General features: G+C 55.0%; 23 protein-coding genes and 1 tRNA gene. 13 read left to right on the top strand and 11 right to left on the bottom strand.

Translation table 11 applies throughout. From position 1 onward, the window contains the following. Positions 1-62: 62 nt before the first annotated feature. The 4 genes from K3758_RS05495 (at position 63) to K3758_RS05480 (ending at position 3,017) form a co-directional block, all read left to right on the top strand. The gene (locus K3758_RS05495) at positions 63-863 is read left to right on the top strand and encodes a hypothetical protein (RefSeq protein ID WP_259948416.1); all 801 of its coding nucleotides are present in this window, start codon (positions 63-65) and stop codon (positions 861-863) included. Positions 864-1,041: 178 nt separating this feature from the next. Next, positions 1,042-1,257: an AlpA family transcriptional regulator gene (locus K3758_RS05490; protein ID WP_259948414.1), complete on the top strand. Its 216-nt coding sequence runs from the start codon at positions 1,042-1,044 to the stop codon at positions 1,255-1,257. 133 nt (positions 1,258-1,390) lie between these two features. Further along, positions 1,391-1,612: a hypothetical protein gene (locus K3758_RS05485; RefSeq protein ID WP_259948412.1), complete on the top strand. Its 222-nt coding sequence runs from the start codon at positions 1,391-1,393 to the stop codon at positions 1,610-1,612. 154 nt (positions 1,613-1,766) lie between these two features. Continuing rightward, complete coding sequence (locus K3758_RS05480) at positions 1,767-3,017, top strand: hypothetical protein (protein WP_259948408.1); 1,251 nt, start codon at positions 1,767-1,769, stop codon at positions 3,015-3,017. A 168-nt stretch (positions 3,018-3,185) separates the two neighbouring features. On the opposite strand, the gene K3758_RS05475 is transcribed toward K3758_RS05480, so the two are convergent. Then, a complete protein-coding gene (locus tag K3758_RS05475; protein ID WP_259948405.1) occupies positions 3,186-4,826 on the bottom strand; it encodes a hypothetical protein in 1,641 nt (546 codons plus the stop codon). Positions 4,827-5,188: 362 nt separating this feature from the next. On the opposite strand from K3758_RS05475, the gene K3758_RS05470 reads away from it, so the two are divergent. The 3 genes from K3758_RS05470 (at position 5,189) to K3758_RS05460 (ending at position 7,626) form a co-directional block, all read left to right on the top strand. Then, positions 5,189-6,301 carry a hypothetical protein gene (locus K3758_RS05470; protein WP_259948404.1) on the top strand — a complete coding sequence of 371 codons (1,113 nt, stop codon included), beginning with the start codon at positions 5,189-5,191 and terminating at the stop codon, positions 6,299-6,301. Positions 6,302-6,647: 346 nt separating this feature from the next. Beyond that, complete coding sequence (locus K3758_RS05465) at positions 6,648-6,860, top strand: hypothetical protein (protein ID WP_259948402.1); 213 nt, start codon at positions 6,648-6,650, stop codon at positions 6,858-6,860. A gap of 247 nt (positions 6,861-7,107) precedes the next feature. After that, positions 7,108-7,626: a hypothetical protein gene (locus K3758_RS05460; RefSeq protein ID WP_259948400.1), complete on the top strand. Its 519-nt coding sequence runs from the start codon at positions 7,108-7,110 to the stop codon at positions 7,624-7,626. 342 nt (positions 7,627-7,968) lie between these two features. Here the strand turns inward: K3758_RS05460 and K3758_RS05455 are convergent. Continuing rightward, positions 7,969-8,043 (bottom strand) — tRNA-Asn (locus tag K3758_RS05455). Between the two features lie 275 nt (positions 8,044-8,318). Between K3758_RS05455 and K3758_RS05450 the strand changes: the two genes are divergently transcribed. Beyond that, positions 8,319-8,708 (top strand): DoxX family protein, encoded by a 390-nt coding sequence (locus tag K3758_RS05450; protein WP_259948397.1) that lies wholly within the window; start codon positions 8,319-8,321, stop codon positions 8,706-8,708. Between the two features lie 71 nt (positions 8,709-8,779). Here the strand turns inward: K3758_RS05450 and K3758_RS05445 are convergent, their stop codons facing one another. Next, positions 8,780-10,366 carry a gamma-glutamyltransferase family protein gene (locus K3758_RS05445; protein WP_259948395.1) on the bottom strand — a complete coding sequence of 529 codons (1,587 nt, stop codon included), beginning with the start codon at positions 10,364-10,366 and terminating at the stop codon, positions 8,780-8,782. Positions 10,367-11,299: 933 nt separating this feature from the next. Between K3758_RS05445 and K3758_RS05440 the strand changes: the two genes are divergently transcribed. Together K3758_RS05440 and K3758_RS05435 are read left to right on the top strand one after the other, a co-directional pair. Continuing rightward, positions 11,300-11,425 (top strand): hypothetical protein, encoded by a 126-nt coding sequence (locus K3758_RS05440; RefSeq protein ID WP_259948393.1) that lies wholly within the window; start codon positions 11,300-11,302, stop codon positions 11,423-11,425. Then, the gene (locus tag K3758_RS05435) at positions 11,422-12,672 is read left to right on the top strand and encodes an AAA family ATPase (RefSeq protein ID WP_259948391.1); all 1,251 of its coding nucleotides are present in this window, start codon (positions 11,422-11,424) and stop codon (positions 12,670-12,672) included. The genes K3758_RS05440 and K3758_RS05435 overlap by 4 nt, the downstream gene beginning before the upstream one ends. Here the strand turns inward: K3758_RS05435 and K3758_RS05430 are convergent. The 6 genes from K3758_RS05430 to K3758_RS05405 form a co-directional block, all read right to left on the bottom strand. After that, a complete protein-coding gene (locus tag K3758_RS05430) occupies positions 12,666-12,887 on the bottom strand; it encodes a hypothetical protein (RefSeq protein ID WP_259948389.1) in 222 nt (73 codons plus the stop codon). The genes K3758_RS05435 and K3758_RS05430 overlap by 7 nt on opposite strands. A gap of 37 nt (positions 12,888-12,924) precedes the next feature. Continuing rightward, positions 12,925-13,242 (bottom strand): hypothetical protein, encoded by a 318-nt coding sequence (locus K3758_RS05425; protein WP_259948378.1) that lies wholly within the window; start codon positions 13,240-13,242, stop codon positions 12,925-12,927. Next, entirely contained in the window at positions 13,239-13,442 is a 204-nt protein-coding gene (locus K3758_RS05420; protein ID WP_259948376.1) for a hypothetical protein, read from the bottom strand. The genes K3758_RS05425 and K3758_RS05420 overlap by 4 nt, the downstream gene beginning before the upstream one ends. After that, positions 13,439-13,636 (bottom strand): hypothetical protein, encoded by a 198-nt coding sequence (locus K3758_RS05415; protein ID WP_259948374.1) that lies wholly within the window; start codon positions 13,634-13,636, stop codon positions 13,439-13,441. The genes K3758_RS05420 and K3758_RS05415 overlap by 4 nt, the downstream gene beginning before the upstream one ends. A 153-nt stretch (positions 13,637-13,789) precedes the next feature. Continuing rightward, a complete protein-coding gene (locus K3758_RS05410) occupies positions 13,790-13,957 on the bottom strand; it encodes a hypothetical protein (RefSeq protein ID WP_259948371.1) in 168 nt (55 codons plus the stop codon). Positions 13,958-14,334: 377 nt separating this feature from the next. Then, entirely contained in the window at positions 14,335-14,568 is a 234-nt protein-coding gene (locus tag K3758_RS05405) for a peptidoglycan-binding protein (RefSeq protein WP_259948370.1), read from the bottom strand. Positions 14,569-14,860: 292 nt separating this feature from the next. On the opposite strand from K3758_RS05405, the gene K3758_RS05400 reads away from it, so the two are divergent. Together K3758_RS05400 and K3758_RS05395 are read left to right on the top strand one after the other, a co-directional pair. Further along, positions 14,861-15,403, top strand: coding sequence for a hypothetical protein (locus K3758_RS05400; protein WP_259948368.1), 543 nt, complete (start codon positions 14,861-14,863; stop codon positions 15,401-15,403). Between the two features lie 58 nt (positions 15,404-15,461). After that, positions 15,462-16,877 carry an AAA family ATPase gene (locus tag K3758_RS05395; RefSeq protein WP_259948365.1) on the top strand — a complete coding sequence of 472 codons (1,416 nt, stop codon included), beginning with the start codon at positions 15,462-15,464 and terminating at the stop codon, positions 16,875-16,877. A 175-nt stretch (positions 16,878-17,052) separates the two neighbouring features. Here K3758_RS05395 and K3758_RS05390 read toward each other — a convergent pair whose 3' ends face one another. Then, a complete protein-coding gene (locus K3758_RS05390; protein WP_259948362.1) occupies positions 17,053-18,087 on the bottom strand; it encodes a site-specific integrase in 1,035 nt (344 codons plus the stop codon). A 20-nt stretch (positions 18,088-18,107) separates the two neighbouring features. Then, the gene (locus K3758_RS05385; protein ID WP_259948359.1) at positions 18,108-18,518 is read right to left on the bottom strand and encodes a helix-turn-helix transcriptional regulator; all 411 of its coding nucleotides are present in this window, start codon (positions 18,516-18,518) and stop codon (positions 18,108-18,110) included. Between the two features lie 398 nt (positions 18,519-18,916). Between K3758_RS05385 and K3758_RS05380 the strand changes: the two genes are divergently transcribed. Beyond that, entirely contained in the window at positions 18,917-19,090 is a 174-nt protein-coding gene (locus K3758_RS05380; RefSeq protein WP_259950147.1) for a hypothetical protein, read from the top strand. The last annotated feature ends 259 nt before the right edge of the window (positions 19,091-19,349 follow it).

The following is a 19,349-nucleotide window of genomic DNA, read 5'->3' as shown; positions in this document are numbered from 1 at the left end:
GTTTAAGTACCTTCGAGTAAAACTCAGGTCACCGTTAGGCGGCATGTTTTGAGGATCGCGCGATGTGGGACCACCGTCTATTTTATGTATTGAGTGAAGTGCATTGGCGCACTGGTCGCGCAATGTATGGCGACCTCTGGACAGGATATGAAACCACATACGGACCAGAGTCTGATCTATCTGCCTTGCGCCAACAGCAGAAGAACGCTGCGCGAGAATTTGACCAACAACTGGGCCATGCAAAATTCCTGCGTATGCATTATCCCGAAAATGCATCTGACGCAGAATACCTATCGCACCAGAAGGACATAAAGTCCGCTGAAACGGCTTCGGCTGCTGCTAGGACAAAACGCGATCAGTTGAGCGAGGCGTTGCGTGGTCCCGAACAGAACCAAGCAGGTTTTGAGCGTGGTGCTAGTGTTCAGCGACGCCTTGTGAGGGCGTTCAGTCGTGGTGAACTGGCTTTGATTTTTGGGACGGGTATGCAGGTTAATTGGGACGAATGGGCGCGTCACTCCACCTTTCGCGTAAGTTTTGCACAATCCTTGATCTATGCGCCGTCCGACCTCAGCAGCATAAGGCGCGCTACAGGCTTCGTAGAGCGGAAGGCTTTCGATGATTGGCATAACGGCCCTCTCGATATCGAGGTCCGATTAGCCAAGCGCGAGGGTCCTGAACAGTTCGCGGATATGCGTGATTGGTTTCTGAACTGGATTACCGTCAGCCCCCAAAAGCCGAACAAGGACGATGGTGAACACCTTTTTCAAAAGACCTTTTCCCCGAATGGCAAGACTACTTTCTCTGATCTGTGGAGAGCTTATGCGCCAGATAGCTGGCGTCAACGGGGCCGCCCAAAATCTTAGGCTAGAAAACTTTCCATTTTAGGAACTTCGATTTCTATTTAATATAACATATTGGATTCATTATGTTTTATTTTCGCCAACTTTCTTGTTTTAGTGGTGCCGATTTTCGTTTTTTACCATCCAGCGCCTACGTACCTTGTCCTCACATCAAGCAACGCAACCAACGTGAGGTCCCCGAATGCACATCGACGAAACAGACAAATCCACTCTCGTAAATGAACGCGAAGCCGCGTCCATTCTTTGCTACTCTGTCCGCGCCTTGCAAAATTGGCGGCATCGTGGCGGTGGACCAGACTTTGTAAAAGTCTCATCCCGCTCAGTCCGCTACCGCCGCACCGATCTGGACAAGTGGATTGCGGCCCGCACGGTCAGCAATACCAGCCAAACCATCTAATTCAGTTTTGCCTCTCAGGGCTTGGCAGCACCTGAGAGGATTTTGGGGCCGAAAGGCTTTCAAACAGGCGCGGGGTTTCGCGACCTCGCGCCTTTTCTTTGCCTGTCTTCAACATATCCGAAAGGAATTCATCATGACAAAATCACCCGCCTACAAGTTTCGACTTGGGCTTATCACGGCCACCATCTGGGCTAACGACGGCTTCTACTCCGTTGATCTTTCACGCTCTTACAAGAACAGCGAGGGCCAATGGCAAAGCACTGCCAGCTATGGTCACGCCGATCTGTTGAATGTCGCCAAGTCCGCAGAACGCGCGGAAAACTGGATCGCGAGGCAAGCCAATGCGAACAAATAATGCGCCCGAACAAAGCCCCATTCGGCCCCAAAACCTAAGCTGCCCCGCCGGAGGCACCAATTCGCACAAAGACAAACCCAACCGATGCACCGATGACGGGCAAAGGGGGGTGGTAGTAGCACCCCCCTCTGGAAATACATCCACCATTCCCGACATGACCATATTGCATAAGGGTTTTGATACGATTGCCCTATCAATCAAGGCTGCTTTGCCCCCAGAGTTTTTGGCGCATCTGGAAAGCGAACAGTCACGCGCCAAGACGGACAATGCCCCCGTGCTTTGCACCTATCGCGACGTTGAGTTCCACCTCAAGCACCATGGCGGCGCAGGCTACCAGTTCCTGTTGGACGGCGGGGCAGACGGCGCGTCATGGGCATTCAAACGCCCGCACCCCAAAGACCCTTGGGGCATCCGTATAAGCATTGGCTCGCGGTTTCTGGCCCTCAATGGTCTGGGCCGCGCCAAGGCCCATGTAGAGGACACTCTGGCCGCGTGGGGCATCCGGTTCCATCCCGAAGACGTCAGCATCGCCCGCGTAGATTTCTGCGTTGACGTTTTTGCTCCTGACTTCACTTTGCAGCCGGATCATTTTGTGATGCACAGCGGCACCGGCAGACGGGACCATATCACCGATAACGAAAGATCAGTGAACGGGAAACCGGGACGGACCACATCTGTCACGCTAGGGAAGATGCCCAACCGCCAGGTCATCGTATACGACAAACGCGCCGAGGTGATTGCACGATCCAAAACACATTGGTGGGCCATCTGGAACGATACGTTACGCAGGCAAGGGTTGCCGCTGCTACAGTACGATACGGTACGTAGGGAAATTCATGCTGGCCCCAGTTCCTCTATATTATCCTATATAGAGGAGCCCGCCCCCTATATAACATATATAGACGCCGCCGATCCCGCCAACAGCCGCGTGTGGCGGATCGAGTTCAGGGCTGGCAAAGATTACCTAAAAGATACATGGGGCATCCGGACGTGGGGGCAGTTGTTCGACCTCTTTGGTGATCTCGTCCGGCACACAGGTGAGGTTGTCCGCTACACCGCCCCCAACGGTGATCCCAATCGAAGCCGTTGGCCCAATCATCTGATCTGGGAAACGGTGGTCGCAGAAATGAACGATGATCTAACCGAGATGCGCAGCGGCGCTGACCCCAATCCGATGAAGGAAGTTCACAAAGAAACCCACATCAGCATGATCATGCGGCAGGTGTTTGGGTCTCACATCACTTTGGCGGCTTTACATGGCGTTGAGGGTGAGGACCTGCCAGAGTTCTTGGACACGACCCTCAAGGGGCTAAAAGACATGGCGCAGGCTGAACCAGAGGACACGGCCAAGAAGCTGCAAAGTGCTAAGGATCGTTATCGGTTTGTTGGGCCAATTGAGATATAAAGGGCGGATTGCGGACATTCGCTGCGTCTCGGACGAACGGCAGCGAAGCTGCAGAAGCGGACTTTAGAGATTAAACCATTGGTTTCCGTTCAGCGCCAACTATAAGAAGAAAGTGAACGACTTCATTGAAACAACGTGCAACGCTGCCAGCCCGTTTTTCTGCAGCATTTATTTGTCTTTGGGTTTGCGTTTACTTGGCAAACTTAGCAATCCGCGAGATGCCCAGCCATAGAATCCGGCACGCGACACTCCGATACGTTTGGCTATATCTTCCGCTCGCTCTCCCCTATCCAGCGCTTCTTGTGCAAGCGCCAAATTCTCAGGTGTAGCGGCGGTCGGCGCACCGACCCCAGGTTGCTCACTTCTTGCTGACGCTCTTAAGCGAGCGAGGCCGTCAGAATTCTGTGGATCAATCAAACCCTCTTCTAGCCAAAACGCCCATCTTCTCAAGGCATTCCCAACCCGCAGCTTTGATTTGTCTGAATCGTAACGCCGATTAAAAGTGCGTCCAACTATTTCCCCAATCTCGATTCCCTTGGCATTAGGGTTTTCGAGCAGTACCTCACGCGTCTTTTGAAGCATTGGTGCTTTTCTTGCCTCGTATCTAAGCGCATCCTCCGGATCGACACCATCGGGTACAAGTGAAATCACCATATCTCCGTCTACAGCAATAAGATTCAAAGCGACTAAGTCGTGGCGGCTACGGTTATGGTTGAGAATATCCCATTCATCCTTGGAGAGACGTCCATCCCTGGCTTCCACACACGTCTTCAGGGCATTCAATGCGGTCGGAGGCGCACTGCCAGCGTTGAACATTCCTCGTTGCGGTGCTGGCCTCTCCTTGGCCTTCACTAGAATTCGGTTCATGGCTCCCATAGGAACTTTGTAAGCGTTCAAAATATCGATCTGAACTTCCGGCGTAGCCTCCGTAAAATCAATAAGAGGGGTGGTATCAACAGGGATCTCACGAACGCCTGACGGTGGAATGGCCGGAACCACATTTAATGCAGAAGGATCATATCGGCGAAGAGCGTGTGGATATATCGCAAGCGTGGCATCTCGGCTCTCCGACGATTGGAGGCCCTTCTCAGCAAGCTTGCTTAATAAGAGCCGGTATAGTTCCTTGTCGCGCTTCGTTGCGCGCCGCCACCAGCCTAGAAATTTTTTTGCACTTTTCCCGGATACTTCTTCAGTATCCACCTTTCCAAAATGTATCCAATCGGCTCTTGCGGAGAGTACAGCAACGACTTGGACCTTCTCCACTTTGTGGTGCGGTTTCACAAACCACATCGGATGCCCTGAGATTACCTCCCGAGAAAGCGAGCCGTTTTCCATCGCGAGTTCCAGTGAATGTTCTGTCGTGCGACGCCATCGTTTTCCGCTATCAAGGCTTTCATCATACGCCTCAGATTTTTTGGATGAGACAGTTCCTTTCCCTCCGACCTTGCCGCTAGGGCCATTGCGATCAACCCCACCATCAAGCCCACCACTTAGCTCGCGTGCTTTCCCATGGGAAAACCGAGTCGAGAGTCGATATTGGTCAGGAGTGTCGTCTTGTATTGCCCCAACTATGCAGCCTCTAAAGCTTATTGAAATGGCGGCCTTGCGGAGCGACATTTCTACGGGGATCTTTAAATCTCCATCTCCTAGCGTCACGAATTCCAGCCCGAACGATGCACTCAATTTCAGAGGGTATCCTTCGGAGTAACGATTGACGTCGGTATCCAACCATACACTTGCTATATGCGGATCGAGAGGTGCCGGAAAACCAATATTAAAATCACGTTCAAAGTCGGGTTCTTCATCCAACGCCCGTTCTCCCATCTGTGAAGGCTAGCGTTGCATGCAATCCGAAAACTTTCAAGATTGGGTCAGATTCCTGCGACAACCGTTTGATGTGGATCGTCTGCCTCTGCCTGTGGAGCGGCCATCGGCTGCGCCGGGCACGAAAGACCGCTCTGGGCCGTTCCCTGGACACTGACAGTTCGGCAGACAGCAGACACCGCAAAGTTGCAAGGTCATTGAACCTCGATTAATCGCACGCCAAAGTTGAAGAGAACTCGCGAGGAATGTTGAACTGCCCCAGGCCAAGAAGCGCCTATTCGAGGTGATTTTTGTGCCTCACGATATCCTTTTGTACATTTTTGAGAAGCAAAGAGCAGCATAGCACAATGAGTGACTTTACCGCCGTTATCAATGACACTGCCCGTCAGCTTGGGCTTTTGTTCAAGTTCGTTCGTCGAATGAGTGAACTAGATTTTGCCGGTGCGCTTAGCGGTGAGTTCAGGGGCGCGCAGGATGCCGGGTGGTCAACCACAATCACGGCTGAGCAGGTGTTTGAAGAGTTGTCTGAACGACTGGCAACGGGGCGTGTGGATTCCCTTGCAGACATGCGAATAATTCTGTTGCTCTATAGCCAGCTATCTGAGGCCGGTGGCGTCTACGAAACTCTAAAGAACATGATGGGTATTGTTGAAAGCGCGCCGTACAACCTTTGGCCTTTTCAAGACCTGGTTCGTGTAAGGCAAAATCCGAAACGTATTATCGGCCCCAACGCTAACGCCACGTTTCGAGACCTCGCGGCGCATGCGCACAAGATTGGAATGACGAGGCTATCACTGGCTTTTGAGAATGTTTTTCGCGACGATGTGCGCAACGGCGTCTGCCATGCCGATTACGTCCTGTGGAACGATGGTCTCCGCCTGCGCAAAAGAAATGGAGGGTATGCAACACGCCTGGACTACGGAGAAGTGTCAGACTTGGTGGGGATTGGTGTAGCTTTCTTTCAAACGCTTCAAGAGTTGCGCCGGTCGGCCATTCAGTCTTTTCATCCACCGCGCGAGATCATTGGCCGTTTCAGTGCGAACCCACCAATGCCGACCACAGTAGGTTACGATCCTGAAACTGGCGCATTCACTATTTGCTGCTCTTCGCCTGGTCCTGTGACATCACCCGAGTATTTGGCACAGGAGGCTATCAACAAGTACCTTGGTGGCCGCGTTCTGGCCATATTTTGGGAGAATGGCGCTAGCGATCCCGTTGACATAGGGTTTGCCGATCATGGTTTTGATCCGGCTGAAGTCGGTCTCAGTCAGGATAGGTTTGCCGAGCTTGTCAAAGACATCGAAGTCCGGAATTTATGGGATGTTCGAGAGCATGATGCCAAGACAGATGGTCTTTTGACCCTTAGCCCTTGGGGTTTTCGCTATCTTCAGGACACGGACGACTTCGTTAGCTTGCTAGGCGAGCCGGAATTTCCACTGGTCTTTGACCCACCACAATAAGCGCCCGGTTTGGGGCTGCCTTCGGTCATCCGCTGCGCTTGGATCAAATGTCCGGTGAGGGCCGTTCGCAACCGGCGCGCCCATATCGCGACTGCTAAGTCTAACACGACCAACAAAGTGAATTTGGGCTCGAAGTCGTCATTCGCTGCAAACACCATCAAGGTCGGTTAAGGGCCGATAGTGCTTTTGGTTGGGGGGGCGCTTATTCCCACATGTTGTGCCTTCCGAGACTCTAGGGACAAATCGTGCTAATCTTCTTATGGGAATCATTGGTGACAGAGCATTTGACGCCCCCCGCGTCTCGGCTGTTATCTTCGGTTCAAGGTTGATCAATGAGGAAGGCAAGATGACTAAGATAAAAGGAAAAGGCGACGGCCCAGGCGGGAGAAATGAACATTATGATGTTGGGGGCAGAAAAGATGTTCCACGGCGCAACATTGTGGCTGAGATCAAAAGAGGCGAGCACCCAGATGCGCATGTCGTGAAAATCAAAGGACGTGAATACGCTAGAGATAATCCCGATCCCTCAAAGAAAGACAACGTTAATCGCGACAAGTAAGCGTATGGCAACAAGCGTGCGTTCGCTCGACGCCCAAATCTTTTAAGCGGGGTATGTGTAGCACGATCACCATGCTCTTTTCGTGCGTCTATCGCGGCTACGAGTGTCCGCTTTTCGGAAGCTGTTCCGGAATATATTGCGCGACGCGAACGGCGGCTTTGGGCCATCATGGAACCTTGCAGATTGTCGCCGTGCATGACAACCCCTCGGCCTCCAGTCTGAGTACAGGCAAGCAAGAGGACTAGATATGAGCGCTCGTTTATCGACCGCTATTCGAATCGGAGACGCCGCAACGGCGGTTCTGAGGAAGACAAGGAGCTTTCCCGACCAAAGCTATGGGGAGATTGAAGACTGCGCAGACCGCGAACATATCGGCGTGGAGCCAATGCTGTTGGCCCTTTCAATGGAATTGGCGCTCAAGGCATGGTTTGTTTTCGATCACGACGATCCAAATGTACTCAAATCTCATGACCTAACAAAGCTGTTTGATGCCTTGCTGCCAGAAAGCCAGCAGAAGCTTGATCAGGAATTCAAACAATCAGTGAACCCACAACACCCCAGCCCCCTATTCGTCGACTATGGTATTCGTGACATTCTCACCCAGCACAAGGATGCATTTATCGACTGGCGGTACCTTCACGAAGCAAAGAAGACGATGATGTTTGATCAGAGCACATTTGAGGCGACGCTCGAAATGGTGCTCCACGAATTCAGGAAGAGATATCGTATTGAAAAGGTGACACCAGTCTTCGGCCATCCCAGGTAATGGCCGCTTCGGTGAAGCTGCGTTGCGAAACCGGCGGTGACCATGGATGACCGGTTAGGTCTGCGAGCAACGGTGCAACCGTGGTTTTGGTACGGTGATGCTACAATGCGGATAACAAGAGTCTGGGTCTCAAAGCACACATCTTAAGTAGGCCGGGCTTGTCTCAGGCTTTTACAACCTCTTGCTGGTCGCTTTCTGTTCACCCTTACGATTCATTGACTGTTGTGAAAAATCAACACAACGTTTTTTGGGCGCGCTGCTTCCGCTATGCTTCCGCAAATTCCAATTGCCCGATGATGTGCTAATGCAAATCCTCTAAGCGATTGAAATTATAGGGAAAATTGGCTCCGGCGGTAGGGATCGAACCTACGACCAATTGATTAACAGTCAACTGCTCTACCGCTGAGCTACGCCGGAATGCCTATGTCTGTCTTTCGGGCAACGCCTTCGGACAGCGGCTCTTTAACGCGGGCAGTCCGGGGTGCGCAAGTGCAATTGGGCCTTTGTAGCGATTTTTTTTCGATTATTTGCCTCTGCTTGAAATTAACCTCTGTCGCCCGCGGTTTCGGGCGCGCCTAAATCACAGGTACGTGACATATCCCCCTCCCCCGCGCTTGAGGCTGGACGGGTCGCGCGGACTGGGATTGATACTGGCCCGGTGAGCACAACCCAAAGTCCTGAAAGGGAAAATCATGACCTTCCTCTCCCCATATCGGCCGCAGATACTATCGCTTTTTCGCATCATGTCGGGCCTGTTGATCCTGCAACATGGCACGAGCAAAATTCTCGGCTTCCCGACCAGCCAGATGAGCGGCGTGTCGATCGCCTCCTTAGGTGGCATCGCGGGCGTGATTGAACTGATCTTCGGCGTCTTGCTGGTGATCGGCCTGTTCTCGCGACTGTCGGCCTTTATCCTCAGCGGTCTGATGGCTGCGGCCTATTTCATCGCACATATGCCGCAGGGGTTTTTCCCGATGCTGAATGGCGGTGAACTGGCCGCGCTTTACAGCTTCGGCTTCCTCTACCTTGCGGCTGCCGGTCCGGGGCCATGGTCGGTTGATGCGAAACGCGCTCAGGGCTGAGCGTTCAAAATAAAATGGCATGGCCCGATACCGGGCCATGCCAATCCTACTGAGGGCAGATACCCTGCGGTTTAGAATCCCGCCGCCTGCCCGTCTTTGCGGGGATCGGACCCGGCGGAATAGCCGCCTTCGGGCAAGCGCTGCACCAATTGTGCCCCGCCAAAACCGAAAGCATTGTCAGGCGCTTCGACATGGACGACATGGCCCAGATCGCGCAGCCCTTGCAAAAGATCAGGCGCCATCGCCGGTTCGCAAGCCACCTCCAGCCCCGATAGGATCCGCCAGCGCGGCGCATCGGCGGCGACCTGAACGTCCTGCTCCCAAAGCTGCGTGCGCAGCAGCAGTTGCATATGGCCCTGCGCCTGAATCGGGCCGCCCATCATGCCATAGGCCATCAAGGGCTGGCCGTGCTTCATCACGAAACCGGGGATGATCGTGTGGAAAGGCCGCTTGCCACCCGCCACGATATTCTGATGCCCCGCCTCGGTGGTGAACCCAAAGCCACGGTTCTGCATCGAGACCCCCGTCCCCGGCACCACCACGCCCGAGCCGAAGCCCGCGTAGTTCGACTGGATAAAGCTAACCATCATGCCCGAGGCATCCGCCGTGCTCATCAAGACCGTGCCGCCCTGTTTCGGCGCACCCGCGCCGAAATCTTGCGCCTTGTCGGCTGAGATCAGCGCCGCGCGAGATTTGAGGTACGCCGGATCAAGCAGCGCCTTTTCGTCGACCTCTGTCATGGCCGTCCGGTCCGCCACATAGGCATGCAGATCGCTATAGGCGAGCTTACAGGCTTCGATCTGCAAATGCACCGCCATCAGGTCGTCAGCCCCGTGGGTGCGAATGTCGCTATGCTCCAGAATACCAAGCGCCATGAGCGCGGCGATCCCCTGCCCGTTTGGCGGAATCTCATGCAGATCCACATCGTCGAAGCTTTGGCTGATCGTGCCGCACCATTCGGGCTTGTTGGCGGCCAGATCGTCCATGCTCATCGCGCCGCCATTGGCTTTGGCATGGGCCACGATCTCTTCGGCGATCTCGCCTTCGTAAAAGGCGCGGCCATTGGTTTCGGCGATCAGACGCAGGGTGCGTGCGGCGCCGGGGTTGCGGAACCGCTCGCCCGCGCGCGGGGCGCGGCCCTCGGGCAGAAATGTCTCGGCAAAGCCCGGCTGCTTGCCCAAAACCTCGGCCCCGCGCGCCCAAAGCGTCGCGATGGTGGGCGAAACGAGGAAGCCTTCTTCGGCATAGCGGATCGCCGGGGCCAGCACGGTCACCAGATCAAGCTTGCCGAACTTCTCCATCAATTCAACCCAAGCACTGACCGCGCCCGGCACGGTCACGCTGTCCCAACCATGTTCGACCATGCCATCCGGAAACCGCTCGGGCGACCATGCCGCAGGCGCCCGACCCGAGGCGTTGAGCCCGTGCAGTTTCTCGCCATCCCACAGGATACAGAAGGCGTCAGACCCCAGCCCATTGCCCGTCGGCTCCACCACCGTCAGCGCCGCGGCGGTGGCGATCGCCGCATCCACCGCATTGCCCCCCTGCTGCATCATCAAAAGCCCGGCCTGCGTGGCCAGTGGCTGAGAGGTCGCGACGACATTGTCGGCAACCACGGGGGATCGGTGGGACGGGTAGATGGGATCGTGACGGAGCATAGCTGTCCTTTGCTTGGGTAAGGCCAGCGGCGCGGTCAAACCGGCCGCCTGTGGCGTTGCCGGCAAAGTGAACCTGAATGCATCTGCATGCAACTGCTCAGCAGAATAATTCCGAGGTCAGAGAGAGGGCCGATTGCTGTCGCGCCAACCGCGGTTCCCTTGCGACCTGCGCGCCTTGAGCCGCAGTATTTTGCGATGGTGACGGAAACTTCGTTCGCAATGAGAGGGGGTGAAAACCACGACCCAGAGGGCCCAAAGACGGCTCGCCTCTCGATATTGCCATGCCCTTGCACAAAGCGACTGGTCGGCATCGGAAAAGATGCAATTGTGCAGGATACGAGACCAGTCTCTAACGTTAACCAACATCTGGAACCTCCCTTTCGCATGGCGACAGGGCATCGCGCCACTGCAACCGCCTAGGATTTGGTCCCCCCGGATGGTGAGAATGCTCGCCTAAAAATCTGCCGAGAATAAGGCGGAGGGCTGCCAAAACCGTGCCGCGCGAATGTAACGAATTCGCAAAGCGGGGGTACGTTGGGTGGAATTGGGGAGAGATGGCCCACGCAGGGCGCAGTGCCACAGGTTTGGTCTGGGTGGCGGAGACGAAGGGATTCGAACCCTCGAGACCCTTCCGGGCCTACTCCCTTAGCAGGGGAGGTCGCCGTGATAAATTGTATGATTTCGTTTGACACCGCGGCGATTTGCGCATGTGTATGTTATTAAGGCTTATCAGAAGCTGATCGGAAGAGAAACGATCCGCATCTGAGTTCGTCCATGTTACCTTGCCCCGGGTCTTCGCGATCCGGGGTCTTTTTTATGCGTTCAAATGTACTCGTGACCACTCCCTATGAAATTCGTATGATTATCGTAGGAAATAAATTGACATAAGACCGGGGCCTGATAGATGTGAATGAATAGAGAGGAGAGTTTCAGATGCCCCATTATCATGTGCAGCAGCTGCAGACGACATCCGCCATTATTACGGCCAACCTGCTTGTTCTCGGCGGCGACCTTGTCGAGATCGCGCTAAACCTCGCGTCGGCTCTTGGTGGTCAATGATGGACGACAAGCTGACCGTCTTCACCATTCCGGGCGACCGCTCAAAGATGTATGAGGCCGAACTCAAAGATGAGTGTCGGCGCATGCATCGGGCACGGCTCAAGATCGTGCGCGGCATTGTTGCTCAGCATGACCTGTGCTTGGATGATCTGGTCATCATTGAAGATGAGGACATCACAGCCCCTCATGTTGTGGATCGTGATTTCTGTGAGTTTGATGAGGTGGCGCTTGCCGCGGCAACGCTGCAAATCCGCGGGCACTCCAGCTCGATCTCTCTGCCGATGACGATGGATGGCACCATCGATATGTTCTGCACGACTGTCGAGAAGTTCCTGCGCATCTCAAAGACTGTTCAGGATATTCTCTCCAAGCGCGCAGAGGATCGCGTGAGAAGAGGTCATCCCGGGCCCCTGCCGATCGACAAAGATAAAGACCTGAAGAACTTCCTAACCGGTGGCGCGGGCCCCCTGTCCCTGGCTGGCCCGCGCTCCACGCATCAGGTCGATGAGGTCTTCGCCCGCGTTCATTCGCGTGCGCCCTGGCTGCGCCATGTGACAGAGCGGATCTGGCGACACGCGCGCGGACGGGCTGCGGCGGGCGTGATCGGATACTCGGCGCCACCGATGATGATTTGGGGCCCAGGTGGCACCGGTAAGTCTGAGCTGGCATCGATTATCGCTGAAGAGACAGGATGCCCAAATCTTGAAATGGACGCCGGCGCGGGCTCTGCGTCTTTCCGCGTGACCGGTGTGGAATCCGGCTTCTCGACTCGGCAGATCGGCGAGCCCCTGCGGCTCATCGCTGAGCATGGTATCGCCAACCCGGTGATCACGATCAACGAAGTCGAGAAAGCGATGGGCGGGGTGAATACCGCGAACGGGCTCAACACATCGATGATCTCAGCGCTCTTTCCAATGTTGGAACCCTCATCCGCTAAGGCCTTCCGCTGCCCGGCCTCTGGCTTGGTCTGTGATATGTCGCGGATCAACTGGATGATGACCGGCAATGACATCGATATGTTACCAGCGCCATTCCTGACGCGGCTTGAGGTGATCGAGGTGCCAGGCTTATCGCTCGAGGATTATCTGGAGGCGACTGAGGTCCTATGCCCTGATGATCCGGAGATGCTCCGTGCTGTGCGTAGCTTTATTCTCGATACTCACAGCACGCCGGGGTTCAGTTTGCGGCACATCATCCGGATCATCGATCGCTTAGCCCCCTCAGAAGAGAGCCACTTTATTCACTGAGCGTTGATCCGGGCTGCGTCGTAGCATCGCGTCCAGCCATCAATGGCATAGGCGTGCGCGCGGCCGATGTCATAGACATTGGAGCCAGGGCCGATCTTCTTGCGCGCCTCGGGGTCCGGGCACTTCACAGTCACCCGCGGCGGCGAATAGACCTCCTCGACCTCTTTGGCACAGCCGGCCACAGCTGCCGCCATCGCGAGCATCATCAGCCTCATCTTAACCCTCCTCATCCTGCCCATTTCTTCTCTTTCACTATTCCCAAAATTCAGGCGGCAAGGGCTTCTCAAGCCACTCATCGCGCGGCGCCTGGCTCAGCCTCTCCAGCCTGCCCTGCAGCGCCTCAGCGGCCCGCTTTGCGGCTTCCAGGGCTTGCTCTGCGCGCTTGGCAACATCATCAGCCGCCTGACGCGCGGCATCTCTTTCAGCCTCGAGGGTCTCGATCTGGATCTTCGCGTCCTGCATTCTGCCCCACAAATTTGTGGTCCAAAATGTCGCCCCAGCACCAACGGCAAGAACAAGGAGCCAAGCCATCGCGCGGCCGCCAATTGCGTTCAGAATAGCGAAGATCATTTCGGCCTCATATTCTTGGACATTTCATCAAGGCCAAAAGCACCGGCAGCGAAGAGGAAGACAGGCGCGATCATGATGCGCAGCGCCTCCATGGCAGGCACAGAGGGGCCGCCAACCGCGGCGACGGCTAGGCCACACACAAAGGCTAGGAGGGCTGTGGCGAGTTCTCTCTTGTATGTCTTGGCGCGCGGCTCGGTCACAGTTCGATCCCCGGCTTACAGGTCTGCGAGAGCATGTGCTGATTGCGGAAAATGTTGACCATGCCGCCCTTAAGCTCGTCATGACGATACATCGCAGCGCGATCACTTCTGACGATCATCACGGCGAGGGCAATGGTCAGGCAGAGTGAAAGAAGAAATGCCAGGGCTAAATAGGCGAAGGGGGAGAACTTCATCAGCTGATCCGATCATGGATTGAGGGACTTGCACGCAGACGCTGGGCGTCGAGAACAGAGTGAGGAGCGTCTTGACGGTCACGCCCAGGCTGAGACACACAAAGAGTGCGAGAAAGGCTCTGACAGCTGGAGCGCAGCACATTCATCAACGCTTCACACCCGGGCGAACTGGAAATGCATCCAGTCGAAATCTTTTTCGCGACCCAGGCTCACGCCACCATGACGCTCAACGATCTGCCAGAAGGCCTCATATTCAGGCTTGGCGAACTTTGCCCGGCGCGATGTCCAGCGCAGTTGATTGTTGATCGGATCCAAATCCACAGCGATGCCATAAGCGTGCGTCGACTTCTTAGAGCCGCCCGCATATTGCGATCATTGAAACACCCACCGAACCGGTCGAGGCGCAGACGGCGGAACTCATCCTCGCCGTAATGCTCCACAGCCTCCTCGAAGATCGCAGTCAGAGGACCGGCAACCTTCTCATGACAGGAAAAGCGCGAAATAGTTTGTGAAGGATTCCAGGCGAGCCTGAATAGGATTGGTAAAGTCACTTTTCCAACAGTTGCCTCAGAACCGCCAGCGGGTCCGTAAAAACGCTCAAGATCATCCTGCCGAGGCCAGCTCCCTTGAAGGGTGCCAGTGGCACTGCGATCGATCACCAGAGGTGCGCCAGCACGGTGCTGCCGGTCGTATGCAAGTCAAGCGCTTTCAGTGTTGTGGCCATCAAAGCCATCAATAGCGCCAGGCTCATATCCATGCTCATCAAGCATCACTTGAGCAGCAGCAATACGGCGCCGATCGATATTCCAACCCTTTGTTTCTGGATGGTTTTTCAGGACCTCACTAATGCCGGCACGGGTCTTGGGTCCGATACGTCCATCGATGCGTCCGGGGTACTGTTTTGCGAATTTGAGGATTTGTTCGTTTGTCATGCAGCCTCCGCTTTTCCACATCATACATCATATCGCCTGAAAACGACTTACCGACCAGAATAACGAGAGATTTATCGCTACATCGAATACATAATTAATTGTTATTTAATTGGTCTTGTCACGAATCCTCCCGATCAAAACGGGACATAATGAAATATTATTAGTTTCGGGTTTTTCCAATTTTGCGGGATATTGGTCATATCAAGAGGTCAATCCAGCAGGAGCAGAAACATGAAGGATCTTTTCGACGAGCAACCCCCCAAAGCGGCGCTCAATCACAGCACTTAATCGCGTGCGAGATGTAGAGGGGCTCATCGCAGCTCAGGTCATCGAAGATGTGCAAAGCCTCACGCGTCGCGTTATTGAGGAAGGCACGATCAATCGCTCGGTCGGCTTCTCGCACACGCCAATCTCCGGTTCCAACACCGGCGCAATCGATTTCGCAGAGTTGATGCTCTTCACTGCGGGCACGGCGTCGCTGATCGAGTATGCCCTGACAGATGGTCAGTGGCGACTTGAGGTGATCGAGCCCGGTTCGGCTGATGCATCCATGCTCACCGCAGCTTTCCACCATTTGCGCGCATCCCTTATGAGGCGCTCAGATGAGATCCGAAAGACATTCCGCAGTGGTCGGGTTGCACCCTATTCCAAGCGCGCCCTGGCGATCTTGGTGCTCTCCCTGGATGCCGCAAAACATCATTCAGAGGCATGCATGATCCAGGCGGGCGTGTCCTTGTTCAGTAATGATCCCGTCGGCGATGCACAGCTTCTTACTGAAGAGTGGGACCTTTCCAATGGCCTGGAACCCATCATCACTCCGATCAACAGGGTCTGACCTTACGGTTAGTCCTCCCTCCCCTACGCACTACACGAAAAAAGAAAAGAGACACAACATGGACTTCCTGAATAGCGCATGCCTGAACATCGATAAGATCACGCGGGATATCAAACCGCAGGAGTATATCGACGGGCACCTCATCCCGATGGGCGTCCCAACGCTCTTCGGCGTTGCCGGCGGCAGCGGTAAGACAACCTCAATCTTGAAGGCCGCCATCGGTGCATCGGCGACCGGTAAATTTGAGATGTTCGGCGCGCGCCAGCACGACCGCCCGCTCCGGGTTGTTCTGATCTTCGGTGAAGAGGCCGGCGATGGTCTTGGCCGCAAGATCCGGTATGAGCTGAAAAACATGGAGGAGGCCACTACAGGTCAGCGCTCAGGTAATCTGAAGATCGTCAGCTGGGAAGAGTTCAACGACACCCGGGAAAATCCTGAGCCTCTCTTTTCAAGCGAAGATGGAACCCTGACGGATTCCGGTCGCTCGCTGTGGAAGGATCTGATCGAGTACAAGCCGGACTTCGTTGCAATGGACACGCTGTCCTCTTTGAGCCGCGCTGATTACAACTCGAGCAATGTGGCCTATGCGACAATGTCGGAGTTGCGCAAACTGGCAAGGAACTCTGGGGCGGCAGTTGTCATGACGGCTCACCTCAACAAGGGTGGGCAAGACAAGGTTTCACCAAAGAGCGCGCCAGGCGAGATGCTCTCATTGCTCAAAGGGTCTGGCTCTCTGATTGATGCCGCGCGCCATGCCATCGTGATGCTCTTCGCCTCACAGAATGCCTATACGAACCTGAACGCCGCCGAGAAAGATGCGCCCATGATGGCCGCGGTGAAGACCAATGTCCCGGGCTGTGAGCTGAGTGGCAGCATCTTCCCTGTTCTGCGCTCACATGAGCACCGCAATTTTGTAGCGATTGACGGCACAGGCAAGCCGCTGATCAAGGTCCAGAAAGAGGCGAACACAGCCATCCGCGGTGTCCTGCACAATAATCTGCCGAACTATATCAAGCTGGCCGCGCAGATCCGCCGCCCCTTCGCGATCTCCCAGAAATCGGCGACATCTGTGGAAACTCTGAGCCGCGCCGCCCTGGCCGAGTTCTTCCCCGATAACATTGAGGATGGTCTTATCTCGAATGTCTTGGAGGGACTAGAAGCTGAGAACATCATCGTGCGCTGCACCACGGGCCGGACAGGCACGGGCGGCGTCTGGGATGTGCCTGAGGGTGACTACGCGAACCAGCATGAGCATGAGAAGAGGATGCGCGAGATTAAGGGCAACAAGAACTACAAGCTTCCCTTCAATGCAGGCGCGCCGAGCGTGGAGGATTTCAAGAACGGCCTGATCGATGATGGCAAGACGGTCAAGAAGCAGAAGAGCGCAGATGCCGATTTGCATGCGATCCTCAGCAAGCCTGCGGAGACCCCTGAAGTGGCGAAAGATGAGCAGGACATTGAAGTGCCATTCTGATCTAAAATGAGAAAAAGGGCGTCCGAGGAGGGCGCACTTTTGTTTATCCTGATGTAATTTTTTTGATGATCGTTTAACCATCATGGACGAAATCCATGATCGGTTATATACAGCATTTAGCTGTTCCCTATTATTAAACGACATCACAAAACGATCAGGCGCTGATCTTTTCAGCTTATGTGAGGGCTTCGCGTGCCTCTATCATGTGATCCGGGCAGTGATGGCCGTATGTGAGCTCGACCTGTTTTGTCGATGAATGACCCATAAAACCCGCCACCTGCCAAAGGTCCACACCCGCTTGGCACATCCATGTGGCGGCCGTATGGCGCAGGATGTGCGGCGTCACATTGTCAGGTAGCCCGGCGCGCTTGACTGTCATTTTTACGCCCTTCCAGACGCTCTTGAGAGGTTTGCCGTGATATTCGATCACATGATCACCCGCGGTGTTCTCACGGACCTCTCTGAGGATCTCAACAATGCGATCCGAGACCGGAACCATAGCCCTCTTCTTGCGCCTTACTCTCACATCTTCATCTTCATCAGGCGACACGCGCAGATCGATCTGAGCCTTGTCGAAATGGATCTGATGCCATTGCAGTTCCAGGATGGCGCCATGCCGGCCTGCGGTGGCCAGGGCCAGCTCGATGAACAGACGGATATGCGGAGCGATACTGGCCTCAACCAGGCTGGCGGCCTCTTCTCTTGTCAGCCATCGCTCGCGCGGCGCTGAGGCATCTGGAAGATCGAAAGCCTTGGGCGGCAGGGTGAGCATCTCATGGTCCACAGAAAGCTTCCATGCGGCTTTGATGGTGCTCAGCTCCTGGCGGATCGTGGGCCCCTTGACGCCTTCTGCACGGCGTGCTGCTGCGTATGTCTTGGACCACTTATAGCCGGCCGCGGAGAGCTGAACGTCTTCGGCGTGGCGCTTGATTGTGCCGATGACAAACTTCCATTTCTTGTCCCACATGCCATTGATCAGCATCCCGGGTTTTTTGACCTCGATCCAGTGATCGATGACATCGCCGATGGTCTCCAGTTCAGATCCGGAAGCTGACCCGCTGACCTCTTCGATGTATTTCATCATCTTACGAGTTGCGGCACCACGAGACATTTCTCCAGTTGAGATGCGGCGCTTGCCGTCTCTGATATGCCAAGCGTCCCGTCCCGGAACTTTCAAAATGTAGATATTTCGTTCTTTGACCTTACTCATCCAGCCTTATTCCTTTTCTCTCACCCTGCCCCTTTGGTCTCTGTCTGGAGCTGGCGCTCGATCTCTTCGACGATGCGCACGGCCATCCCGGCCGGGAGTTCTGTGTTGATGCGGAGCATAAGATAGCCCGCCCGCCGACTCATCGCTGGCGTCATCTGATAGATCGGATCTCCCTCGATCTCTGTCATCTCGACATCATCCAGCCCGGTGGCGTCAGGGTTGATATCGGATGGCTTGACCTTGAGCGCCCGGGCGATCGCGATCAGCTTTTTCGCGGGCGGCGGGGTCTTGCCATGGTAATATCTCCCGAAGGCGTCTCGCTTGAGCCCTGAGGCCTCGGCGACTTCGGATTGCTGCAAGTTGCGCTCCTCTAGTATTCGTTGGAGGTTCTGCGCGAAAATTGGCATCTCGTCTGTCTCGACAACTTCCATGGTCTTATCCCCTGAGTGTGATATCTTATTTCACATCATTAACACGAAAGCAGACAAAATCAAGCAATACACGTCAGCACACCCCCTCCTATAATCGAATACTGCAACCGGATTTGACGGAATGATGACACACCAGATCGGCATAATTACAGATTGACTGTCCATAGCTTCCGCGATGCGCTCGCTGTATGTATTAAAATTGAAGCCCATCTCATAAGACGCGCGCGAAAGCCTTTGCATATCGTCTAGCGTGTAGGTCTTTCGTCAGCTCCCATCCGAGAGTTTCTGACCGTCTTTGAGTTGAGAATCCCGATCCGGTCTCTACAAGCTGCGTATGGGCACCTCAAAAAATTGTTCTCACTCCCATGATGGGAAGAACTGGCACAAAGGAGATGGCAATGACGAAGATGAGTTTCTTTGATCCTTCCGATCGCTATGGGAGCCTTGACGCAAAAAAGGACCCGTTGGTTGAGATCAATGTGGTGGTGCCGCAGGAGAAGTGTAAGCGCCGTCCCCGTCCCATTGATTTCCACGGTTCCGCCACGCTGATTGAGAGGCGAGTTTCTCTCTGAGCATTCAGAAGGAGATGGTGATGGCGGATGGCGGGAATGGGTTTGACCGCTTCATTGAGGTTGTGCCGCGGACACACGTGGATATCGGCGGTGGCCGGATGATGTAAAATCCCGGATTGTGGCGAGAGTTTTCAGCCGGGCGTCCGGGTGGCGGATGTCGCGCGACAGCATGGTTTGGGGGGGGCATCAGCTTTCGGATTGGCTGCGGCAGGCACTCCAGGGGGAGCTGGTCCCGCCGGCACGACTATATCAGCTGCTT

Origin of the sequence: Sulfitobacter sp. W002 (assembly GCF_025142135.1) — a bacterium.
In the GTDB taxonomy this organism is placed as follows: domain Bacteria; phylum Pseudomonadota; class Alphaproteobacteria; order Rhodobacterales; family Rhodobacteraceae; genus Sulfitobacter; species Sulfitobacter profundi.
This window is presented reverse-complemented; position numbering and strand designations above follow the sequence as displayed.

Bases quoted from the DNA above. Each gene is read 5' to 3' on its own strand.
- K3758_RS05495 (WP_259948416.1), top strand. From the start codon at position 63: ATGTGGGACCACCGTCTATTTTATGTATTGAGTGAAGTGCATTGGCGC.
- K3758_RS05490 (WP_259948414.1), top strand. From the start codon at position 1,042: ATGCACATCGACGAAACAGACAAATCCACTCTCGTAAATGAACGCGAA.
- K3758_RS05485 (WP_259948412.1), top strand. From the start codon at position 1,391: ATGACAAAATCACCCGCCTACAAGTTTCGACTTGGGCTTATCACGGCC.
- K3758_RS05480 (WP_259948408.1), top strand. From the start codon at position 1,767: ATGACCATATTGCATAAGGGTTTTGATACGATTGCCCTATCAATCAAG.
- K3758_RS05470 (WP_259948404.1), top strand. From the start codon at position 5,189: ATGAGTGACTTTACCGCCGTTATCAATGACACTGCCCGTCAGCTTGGG.
- K3758_RS05465 (WP_259948402.1), top strand. From the start codon at position 6,648: ATGACTAAGATAAAAGGAAAAGGCGACGGCCCAGGCGGGAGAAATGAA.
- K3758_RS05460 (WP_259948400.1), top strand. From the start codon at position 7,108: ATGAGCGCTCGTTTATCGACCGCTATTCGAATCGGAGACGCCGCAACG.
- K3758_RS05450 (WP_259948397.1), top strand. From the start codon at position 8,319: ATGACCTTCCTCTCCCCATATCGGCCGCAGATACTATCGCTTTTTCGC.
- K3758_RS05445 (WP_259948395.1), bottom strand. From the start codon at position 10,366: ATGCTCCGTCACGATCCCATCTACCCGTCCCACCGATCCCCCGTGGTT.
- K3758_RS05440 (WP_259948393.1), top strand. From the start codon at position 11,300: ATGCCCCATTATCATGTGCAGCAGCTGCAGACGACATCCGCCATTATT.
- K3758_RS05435 (WP_259948391.1), top strand. From the start codon at position 11,422: ATGATGGACGACAAGCTGACCGTCTTCACCATTCCGGGCGACCGCTCA.
- K3758_RS05430 (WP_259948389.1), bottom strand. From the start codon at position 12,887: ATGAGGCTGATGATGCTCGCGATGGCGGCAGCTGTGGCCGGCTGTGCC.
- K3758_RS05425 (WP_259948378.1), bottom strand. From the start codon at position 13,242: ATGATCTTCGCTATTCTGAACGCAATTGGCGGCCGCGCGATGGCTTGG.
- K3758_RS05415 (WP_259948374.1), bottom strand. From the start codon at position 13,636: ATGAAGTTCTCCCCCTTCGCCTATTTAGCCCTGGCATTTCTTCTTTCA.
- K3758_RS05405 (WP_259948370.1), bottom strand. From the start codon at position 14,568: ATGACAAACGAACAAATCCTCAAATTCGCAAAACAGTACCCCGGACGC.
- K3758_RS05395 (WP_259948365.1), top strand. From the start codon at position 15,462: ATGGACTTCCTGAATAGCGCATGCCTGAACATCGATAAGATCACGCGG.
- K3758_RS05390 (WP_259948362.1), bottom strand. From the start codon at position 18,087: ATGAGTAAGGTCAAAGAACGAAATATCTACATTTTGAAAGTTCCGGGA.
- K3758_RS05385 (WP_259948359.1), bottom strand. From the start codon at position 18,518: ATGGAAGTTGTCGAGACAGACGAGATGCCAATTTTCGCGCAGAACCTC.
- K3758_RS05380 (WP_259950147.1), top strand. From the start codon at position 18,917: ATGACGAAGATGAGTTTCTTTGATCCTTCCGATCGCTATGGGAGCCTT.